Origin of the sequence: Sphingobium quisquiliarum P25 (assembly GCF_000445065.1) — a bacterium.
GTDB lineage: Bacteria > Pseudomonadota > Alphaproteobacteria > Sphingomonadales > Sphingomonadaceae > Sphingobium > Sphingobium quisquiliarum.
In genome coordinates, this window is sequence record NZ_ATHO01000056.1 from 20,748 (window position 1) to 28,990 (window position 8,243).

At 63.5% G+C, this 8,243-nt stretch carries 10 protein-coding genes; 7 read left to right on the top strand and 3 right to left on the bottom strand.

Going from position 1 to position 8,243, the window contains the following annotated elements:
* The first annotated feature begins 3 nt into the window (after positions 1-3).
* The 7 genes from L288_RS28945 to L288_RS28975 all read left to right on the top strand — a co-directional run bounded on the left by L288_RS28945 (position 4) and on the right by L288_RS28975 (position 6,373).
* A complete protein-coding gene (locus L288_RS28945) occupies positions 4-3,108 on the top strand; it encodes an efflux RND transporter permease subunit (protein WP_021237673.1) in 3,105 nt (1,034 codons plus the stop codon).
* A 22-nt stretch (positions 3,109-3,130) separates the two neighbouring features.
* Positions 3,131-3,679 (top strand): TspO/MBR family protein, encoded by a 549-nt coding sequence (locus L288_RS28950; RefSeq protein WP_021237674.1) that lies wholly within the window; start codon positions 3,131-3,133, stop codon positions 3,677-3,679.
* A 47-nt stretch (positions 3,680-3,726) separates the two neighbouring features.
* Complete coding sequence (locus L288_RS28955) at positions 3,727-4,026, top strand: accessory factor UbiK family protein (protein ID WP_021237675.1); 300 nt, start codon at positions 3,727-3,729, stop codon at positions 4,024-4,026.
* Positions 4,027-4,136: 110 nt separating this feature from the next.
* A complete protein-coding gene (locus L288_RS28960) occupies positions 4,137-4,643 on the top strand; it encodes a type III secretion system chaperone family protein (RefSeq protein ID WP_021237676.1) in 507 nt (168 codons plus the stop codon).
* A gap of 11 nt (positions 4,644-4,654) precedes the next feature.
* A complete protein-coding gene (locus L288_RS28965) occupies positions 4,655-5,467 on the top strand; it encodes a pyrroline-5-carboxylate reductase family protein (RefSeq protein WP_021237677.1) in 813 nt (270 codons plus the stop codon).
* A gap of 53 nt (positions 5,468-5,520) precedes the next feature.
* On the top strand, positions 5,521-6,030 hold the full coding sequence (locus L288_RS28970) for an asparaginase domain-containing protein (RefSeq protein ID WP_021237678.1): 510 nt from the start codon (positions 5,521-5,523) through the stop codon (positions 6,028-6,030).
* Positions 6,031-6,136: 106 nt separating this feature from the next.
* Complete coding sequence (locus L288_RS28975; protein WP_031304140.1) at positions 6,137-6,373, top strand: hypothetical protein; 237 nt, start codon at positions 6,137-6,139, stop codon at positions 6,371-6,373.
* 275 nt (positions 6,374-6,648) lie between these two features.
* On the opposite strand, the gene L288_RS28980 is transcribed toward L288_RS28975, so the two are convergent.
* The 3 genes from L288_RS28980 to L288_RS28990 form a co-directional block, all read right to left on the bottom strand.
* Positions 6,649-7,176, bottom strand: coding sequence for a CarD family transcriptional regulator (locus L288_RS28980; protein ID WP_021237680.1), 528 nt, complete (start codon positions 7,174-7,176; stop codon positions 6,649-6,651).
* Between the two features lie 293 nt (positions 7,177-7,469).
* A complete protein-coding gene (gene fdxA, locus L288_RS28985) occupies positions 7,470-7,808 on the bottom strand; it encodes a ferredoxin FdxA (protein WP_021237681.1) in 339 nt (112 codons plus the stop codon).
* An 84-nt stretch (positions 7,809-7,892) separates the two neighbouring features.
* A complete protein-coding gene (locus L288_RS28990) occupies positions 7,893-8,189 on the bottom strand; it encodes an RNA-binding S4 domain-containing protein (protein ID WP_030538771.1) in 297 nt (98 codons plus the stop codon).
* Positions 8,190-8,243 lie beyond the last annotated feature (54 nt).

Consider the following 8,243-nt stretch of genomic DNA (forward strand, 5'->3'; position numbering starts at 1 on the left):
CCGATGCAACTGTCCGACATCTCCGTCCGCCGCCCGGTCTTCGCGGCGGTCATCGCGGTGCTGCTCTGCATCGTCGGCGTGGTGGGCTATATCAGCCTGTCCGTCCGCGAATATCCCGATACCGATCCCCCCATCGTGTCGGTGGAGACGACCTATACCGGCGCCGCGGCGTCGGTGATCGAAACGCGGATCACGCAGATCATAGAGGATTCGGTTGCCGGGATTCAGGGCATCCGCAACATCACATCCACATCGCGCGACGGCACGTCGACCATCAGCATCGAATTCGATCCTTCGCGCGACATCGATTCATCGGCCAATGACGTGCGCGACCGGGTGGGCGCGGTGATCGAGGACCTGCCCGAAGACGCGCTCGCGCCCGAAATCCGCAAGGTGGACGCCGACGCGCGGCCGATCATGTATATTGCGTTCAGCAGGCCCGGATGGTCGCCCGTGCGGATCGCCGACTATCTGGACCGCAATATCGTCGACCGCTTTTCCGCGATCGACGGCGTGGCGCGCGTCAGCGGCGGCGGGGACCAGCGCCCGGCGACGCGCATCTGGCTGAATGCGGAACGGCTCGCCGCCTTCTCCCTGACGCCCGCCGATGTCGAAGCGGCCCTGCGCGCGCAGAATGTCGAGCTGCCCGCCGGCCGGTTCGAATCGAAGGACCAGAACCAGACGCTGCGCGTCGAACGCGCCTTTTCGACGCCGGAGCAGTTCGCGCAACTGGTCATCGGCCGGGGCGCGGACGGGTATCAGGTGAAGCTGGGCGATGTCGCGCGGATCGAGGAGGGGCCGGAAAATCCCTATGTCTCCTTCCGCACCAATCAGGCGAACGGCGTCGGGCTGGGCATCATCCGCCAGTCGGGCGCGAACACGCTGGAGGTCGCCGACCGGGCGAAGGCGCTGATCGAGCAGATCCGGCCGGACCTGCCGGAGGGGATGAGCGTCAATATCGGGTCGGACGAGTCGCTGTTCATCAGCCGGGCGATCGACAATGTCTATGACACGCTGTTGGAAGCGGCGATCCTGGTCATCATGGTCATCTTTCTGTTCCTGGGGTCTCTCCGCGCGACCATCATCCCTTCGGTCACGGTGCCGATCTGCCTGCTCGCCACCTGCGCCGTCATGTGGCTGCTCGGTCTTTCGATTAACCTTTTGACGCTGCTAGCCTTCGTGCTCGCCATTGGGCTGGTGGTCGATGACGCGATCGTGGTGCTGGAAAATGTCTATCACCGGATCGAGCAGGGGGAGGACCCTCTGGTCGCCGCTTATCTGGGCACCCGGCAGGTGGGCTTCGCCATCATTTCGACGACGCTGGTCGTCTGCGCCGTGTTCGTGCCGGTCATGTTCCTGGCGGGGCAGACCGGCCTGCTGTTCCGCGAACTGGCGATCGCGATGATCGCCGCCATCGCCTTTTCCGGATTCATTTCGCTCAGCCTTGCGCCGATGCTTTGTTCCAAGCTGCTGCGGCATAGCGAGCGCGGGCGGCTGGCCAAATGGGTGGACAACCGGTTCCAGCGGCTGGAGGGCGCTTATGCGCGGCTGCTCGACAAGGTGCTGCGGCGGCCGCTCGCTGCCTTCATCGCGCTGGCGCTGTTCCTGGGGGCGGCGGGCGCGCTGTTCATGACGCTGCCCAACGAACTGGCCCCGGCCGAGGATACAGGCGTCGCCGATGGCCAGATCAGCGCGCCCGAAGGCACGGGCTTCGACCGGATGCTAAGCTATATGGAACGGCTGGAGAATGATCTGGCCCCGCTGCTGAAGGACGGCCGCCTGCAAGTGCTGATCACGCGCACGCCCGGCGGTTTCGGCGCGAGCGACGATTTCAACAGCGGCAATGTCATCGCCTTCCTGCGGCCATGGGAAGACCGCACCGTCACCACGGCCGAAATCGCCGACATCATCAACAAGGCGATCGCGAACCAGCCGGGCGTGCGCGGCAATGTCGCCCCCCGGTCGGGGCTGGGGCGGGGCAGGGGCCTGCCGGTGAATATCGTGCTGACGGGATCGACCTATGAGGGACTGGTCGCCGCGCGTGACCGTATCATGGCAGCGGCGGCGAACAATCCCGGCCTCGTCAACCTGGACAGCGACTATAAGGAAACCAAGCCGCAGATGCGGATCGAGGTGAACCAGCAGCGCGCGGGCGACCTGGGCGTGTCGGCGAACGACATCAGCCAGGCGTTGCAGACGCTGCTGGGATCGCGCCGGGTCACCACCTATGTCGATCGTGGCGAGGAATATCGCGTCCTGCTCCAGGCGGAGCGGGAGGGACGGCAGACGCTGGCCGATCTGGAGCGCATACAGGTGCGCACCCGCACCGGCGCGCTGGTGCCGCTGTCGGCGGTGGTGACGGTGCGCGAGGTCGCAGGGCCCCGCCAGCTCAACCGCTATAACAAGCTGCGCGCGATCACGCTGACGGCGGGCCTTGCGCCCGGCTATTCGCTGGGCGAGGCGCTCACCTATCTGGAAGGGCAGGCGCGCCAGTCGCCCGAAGTGCTGGCCATCGGCTATCGCGGCGAAAGCCAGTCGCTGCGGGAGACGGGCGGGTCGATCTGGCTGGTGTTCGGGCTGACCATCCTGATCGTCTACCTGCTGCTGGCGGCGCAGTTCGAAAGCTTCATCCACCCCGGCGTCATCATCGCCACCGTGCCGCTGGCCGTGGCTGGCGGCGTGCTGGGGCTGGCGCTCAGCGGCGGGTCGATCAACCTCTACAGCCAGATCGGCATCGTCATGCTGGTGGGTCTGGCGGCCAAGAACGGCATCCTGATCGTCGAGTTCGCGAACCAGTTGCGCGACGAGGGGCTGGAGATTGCGGAGGCGATCAGGCAGGCGGCCGCGCGGCGTCTGCGCCCCATCCTGATGACATCCATCGCGACAGTGATCGGCGCTGTTCCGCTGGTCATCCGGGGCGGAGCGGGGGCGGCTGCGCGCCAGTCCATCGGCGTGGTGGTGGTGTTCGGCGTGTCGCTGGCGACGCTGATCACGCTGTTCCTGATCCCCATCCTCTATTCGCGGGTTGCGAGACGAACCGTTTCACCGCAAACCGTGGGCAGGCGGCTTGACTCGGCATTGAAGGATTCGCCCGAAGCCGCCGAGTGAGCATGAGGGAGTCGTCCTGCCGATGAACGAGATCGCGTCCCCTGGCCAACTGCGCCTCGCCTATCTGCGCTGGGCATTGCTGAGCGTCCCGGCGATCGTGTTCCTGGGCTTCCTGTCCGGCCGGATCGCCAATAGCGGCTATGGCAACCGCTGGTTCGACGCGCTGGAAAAGCCCGCCTTCATGCCGCCGGGCTGGGCTTTCGGGGCTGCGTGGACGGTCCTTTACGTGCTGATGGGCCTGGCGCTGGCGATGATCATCCATGCGCGGGGATCGCGCGGACGGGGGGCGGCCATCCTGCTGTTCCTGGTCCAGCTCGTCATGAACCTGCTCTGGTCGCCGCTCTTTTTCCGCGCGCATCAGGTGGATAATGCCTTCATCCTGATCCTGCTGCTGATCGTCACTGTCGCCATCACCGCCTTTCTCTTCTGGAGGATCAGGGCGGCTGCGGGCCTTTTGCTGCTGCCCTATCTTGCATGGCTGGTCTTCGCCGCGGCGCTCAATTATGAGATCGGCCGCCTCAATCCCGATGCGGAAACCCTTGTCGCGCCCGCGCTCAAGGCCCAGATATAGATGCCGGGCGCATGGTGATGCGCCCATCAAGACAGGATAAGCAGATCATGCAGAGCGAAAACCGCTTTTTCGACGACCTCGCCAAGCTGGTGAACGGCGCCGCCGGGACGGTCGCGGGCATGAGCCGGGAGTTCGAGACCAACGCCCGTGAAAAGGCCAAGCAGTGGATCGGCGGCATGGATTTCGTCAGCCGCGACGAATTCGATGCGGTCAAGGCGATGGCCGCTGCCGCGCGCGAGGAAGTGGAGTTGCTGAAGGCCCGGATCGACGCGCTGGAAGGCCGTTCGCCCGAGCCGGTGACCAAGACCGTGCGTCCCGCCAAGGACAAGCCCACGGACGCGCAATAGCGCCCGCTGCATCCCCATCCGTTCGTTTTCTGCAACGATCCACAGCTTTCATGCATTTTGCCGATTCGATCGGTTCCCCTACCGATCGGGACATGCTCTAAGGCCGGCAGATGATGGACAGCGACGAATATGAAAATGGCGGCCAGGAAGCCGCGCCGATCGACATGCTGGCCGCCTATTTCGAAGCGCATGGATGGAGCTTCGATCAGGTCGGCGAGGACGAGATCGTTGCGAGCACGCAGGGTTCCTGGGCGCAATATGAACTGCGCGGCATCTGGCGCGACGAGGATCAGGTGCTGCAATTGCTGGCCTTGCCCGACATCCGGGTCAGCGATGAAAAGCGCGCCGCCATTTATGAAACGCTGGGCCTGATCAACGAGCAGCTTTGGCTTGGTCATTTCGAGCTTTGGTCCTCCAGCGGCATCATATTATTCCGCCACGGCGCTCTGCTGGGCGCGGGCGGGACGTTGACGCTCGATCAGGCGCAGATTCTGGTGGAGACGGCGATCGACGAGTGCGAGCGCTTTTACCCGGTGTTCCAGTTCGTGCTGTGGGGCGGCAAGAGCCCGGCGGAGGCGATCTCCGCCAGCCTTATCGAAACGCGCGGCGAAGCCTAAGGCGGCGGTCGATGTCCACGCTCTGGCCTGATCATCTTTTCCTTGTCGGCTGCGGCAATATGGCGGGGCAGATGCTCGTCCGCTGGCTCGCGTGCGGGCTCGACCCGGCGAGGGTGACGGTGCTTCGCCCAAGCGGCCGGGCCGTGGCGGAAGGGGTGCGGGTCATATCGGAATATCCCGCGACCCTGCCGCCGGGCACGACGATCCTGCTGGGCATGAAGCCCTATCAACTCGCCGATGTTGCGGAATCGCTGGCGCCCATCAGCGACGGGGAGGCGCGGCTGGTATCCATTCTGGCTGGCACGCGTCTGGCGGATTTGCGCCAGCATTTCCCGGCGGTGCGCGATATCGTCCGGGCCATGCCCAACCTGCCCGTCGGAATTGGCGGCGGCGTGACCGCGCTCTGCGCTGACGAGCGGACGGCGGTTGAGGGTTATGCAGCGGTCGAGGCGCTCATGTCGCCGCTGGGTCTGGTGGAGCGGATCGCTGATGAGGGGCAGTTCAACGAGGTGACGGCGCTGTCGGGCTGCGGTCCGGCTTTCCTGTTCCGCTTCATCGATGCCTTTGCCCGTGCGGGCGAGGCGATCGGCCTGTCCGCTGAACAGGCGGCGCGCATGGCTATGGCGACCGTGTGGGGATCGGCCAATATGGCAAAGCAGGCCGCAGACAGTCCCGGCGTGCTGGCCGATCGGGTTGCCAGCCCTGGAGGCATGACGCGTGAGGGGCTCAACGTGTTGGATGCTGACGGCAGGCTGCTAAAGCTGATGACCGATACGCTGACCGCCGCGCGCGACCGGGGCGAGGAAATGGCGCGGGGCGGTTAGATCGGTTGGACGATCGTCAGAGCGCCTGAGTGACCGAATGCGGACCATTTACCATGCTGCCTCCTGAAACGCCGATCCTGATCCTCACCACGGGCGGCACTATCGACAAAATCTACTTCGATGCCCTGTCTGATTATCAGGTCGGCGAAACGGTCATGGCCAAACTGCTGGAGATCGCACGCGTCAAGCGGCCGTTCCGGGTCGAAGAAGTGGCGCGGAAGGACAGCCTTGACCTGGATGACGCCGACCGGGCGCGAATTCGCGATCGCGTAGCGGCGGCTCCCGAAAAGCACGTCATCATCACGCATGGCACCGACACGATGACGGAAACGGCCAAATGGTTGCGTGCCATTCCCGGCAAGACCGTGGTGCTGGTGGGCGCATTGGCCCCGGCACGCTTTGGTGAAAGTGACGCCAGCTTCAATCTGGGCATGGCGTTCGCAACGGTGCAAATGTCGCCGCCCGGTATCTACATCACCATGAGCGGATCGGTGTTCCGTGCGGATGAGGTCGTGAAGGACCGGGAGAAAGGGGCATTCGTGCCCCTGAATCCAAAGGGCTGACCGGCGGGCGCCGGGAACGCAAGGATCAGCCGTTTTCTTCTCGTCAGGAACCGCTGCCGCACTTGGACATTATTCGTGCGGGAGGCGTAATGATGAGGAGGATATGATGGCGGATTATCAGGAACGCCCGGCCACGACGACGACCGTCATTGAAAAGCGCAGCGGCGGCACCGCCCTGGCCGTGTTGCTGCTGGTGGTTGTGGTGGCGATTGCGGCCTTTTTCCTGATCAGCAGCGAATCCCGCAAGGATAGCGCGGTGGAAAGCGCTGCGACCCAGGTAGGTCAGGCGGCGAGCGATGTCGGCGATGCGGCGCAGAGCGCTGCCAGCGGTAAGAGCGAATAGGCCGGCTGGGACGACCGAAATACTTCTCGTATCAGTGTGCCGAGGCCATTTGCCTGTTTGGAACGAAGTGCACCATGCTTCCGCCTTCGCAGGAACCTGTGTGAGCATGATTGGGACAAGCTCTCCCCTGGCCTCGCTCCGCCCGGTTAAGGGCTTCGGCTTCGCTCAGCCCGAACGGAAGGAGTTTACTCCATAATAAAGAGCGCCCTTTCAGGCGCTCTTTATTCCGGTATGCCGTTGACGGCTCAACCGAAGATCGTTCAGGCGAAGATTGTTCAGGCTTCGGCCTTTGCATGCTTGGGCGCGGCCTCGTTCAGGATGCGCAGGATCTTCTTGAGCGCGCTCGGCTCGTCCGTTTCCTCCATGGCGGCGAGTTCGCGTGCCAGGCGGCTGGACGCCGCTTCGAAAATCTGCCGTTCGGAATAGCTCTGTTCCGGCTGATCGTCGGCGCGGAAAAGGTCGCGCGTCACTTCGGCGATCGACACGAGGTCGCCCGAATTGATCTTTGCTTCATATTCCTGGGCGCGGCGCGACCACATGGTGCGCTTCACCTTGGGCTTGCCCTTCAGCGTGTCGATCGCTTCTTCAAGGGTCTTGTTGGAGGACAGCTTGCGCATGCCGACTCCCTCAGCCTTGTTGGTGGGGACGCGCAGGGTCATGCGTTCTTTTTCGAAGCGCAGGACATAAAGCTCAAGCTCCATGCCCGCAATCTGCTCCTTCTGCAATTCCACCACACGGCCAACGCCATGCTTGGGGTAAACGACATAATCACCAACATCAAAGGACAGCGCCTTGGCAGCCATTTGCAACCTTTCTAATTCAGCTGATACGGTGAACGTCACGGGAACAGGTGCGCGAATGGCGGCACAAGTGAAGAGGCCCGCGGCGCTACCGTGAAGACATGAGGCGAATTCTCCAGAACGGATGCGACCATATCCGTCTTTCGCAACTCATTTAGCAGATTCGTAACAAAAATTCCAGCCCCGCCACAATATCGAGCGGCAGGGGCCGGAATCAGGCGCAATGGCTAGTCTTTTTCACAGAGCAGCTTGCAACGGCGGCGCGGCCATGATGACAGGCCGGTCAGTCCTGCTGCTTAGCTGCCGGAGCCGGGATTGGGAGAAAAGAACTTCTCCAGCTTGTTCTCGACGCCCTTCATCTCATCCGCGTCGGCAGGCGCTTCGCCCTTGACGGTGATGTTGGGCCATTCGGCGGAATATTTCGTGTTGAGTTCCAGCCACTGTTCCAGGCCGCTTTCGGTGTCCGGCAGGATCGCTTCGGCCGGGCATTCCGGTTCGCACACGCCGCAGTCGATGCATTCGTTGGGATTGATGACCAGCATGTTCTCGCCCTCGTAGAAACAGTCCACGGGACAGACCTCAACGCAATCCATATATTTGCAGCGGATGCAATTGTCGGTCACGACATAGGTCATGGGTCAGCACTCTATAGGGTTTGGACAGCGGCGGCCCTGCTATGCGCGGCGCGCCCGAAGGTCAATGAGGATATTTTTGCCCGCCTAATGGCCAAGCTTCAGTTCTTCGTAACAGCTTTGCGCTTCGGGCGCGGGGCCGCGGCGGCCGGGCAGTTGGACGATGCGGACGACGCGTACGCCATTGGGATGCGGAAAGGTGATGAGGTCGCCCGCGCGGACAGGGGAATGCGCCCGTTCGATGCGGCGCCCGTTCAGCCGGATATGGCCATCCTCAGCCATTTTCTGCGCGACCGATCGGCTTTTGGCGAGGCGCGCGAACCACAGGAATTTGTCGATGCGCAGGCTTGGCCCATGGCCTCCGGCCGCCGCGGTCTCAGCCATTGCGGCCGAGCAGATCGGCAAGCCCGGCGAAGGCGTGATTGGCGGCAGGAGCAG

What these genes read in the sequence shown, in the direction of transcription:
- L288_RS28970 (WP_021237678.1), top strand. Translation starts at nt 5,521, where the DNA reads ATGCTGCCTCCTGAAACGCCGATCCTGATCCTCACCACGGGCGGCACT.
- L288_RS28955 (WP_021237675.1), top strand. Translation starts at nt 3,727, where the DNA reads ATGCAGAGCGAAAACCGCTTTTTCGACGACCTCGCCAAGCTGGTGAAC.
- L288_RS28965 (WP_021237677.1), top strand. Translation starts at nt 4,655, where the DNA reads ATGTCCACGCTCTGGCCTGATCATCTTTTCCTTGTCGGCTGCGGCAAT.
- L288_RS28975 (WP_031304140.1), top strand. Translation starts at nt 6,137, where the DNA reads ATGGCGGATTATCAGGAACGCCCGGCCACGACGACGACCGTCATTGAA.
- L288_RS28980 (WP_021237680.1), bottom strand. Translation starts at nt 7,176, where the DNA reads ATGGCTGCCAAGGCGCTGTCCTTTGATGTTGGTGATTATGTCGTTTAC.
- L288_RS28945 (WP_021237673.1), top strand. Translation starts at nt 4, where the DNA reads ATGCAACTGTCCGACATCTCCGTCCGCCGCCCGGTCTTCGCGGCGGTC.
- fdxA (WP_021237681.1), bottom strand. Translation starts at nt 7,808, where the DNA reads ATGACCTATGTCGTGACCGACAATTGCATCCGCTGCAAATATATGGAT.
- L288_RS28990 (WP_030538771.1), bottom strand. Translation starts at nt 8,189, where the DNA reads ATGGCTGAGACCGCGGCGGCCGGAGGCCATGGGCCAAGCCTGCGCATC.
- L288_RS28960 (WP_021237676.1), top strand. Translation starts at nt 4,137, where the DNA reads ATGATGGACAGCGACGAATATGAAAATGGCGGCCAGGAAGCCGCGCCG.
- L288_RS28950 (WP_021237674.1), top strand. Translation starts at nt 3,131, where the DNA reads ATGAACGAGATCGCGTCCCCTGGCCAACTGCGCCTCGCCTATCTGCGC.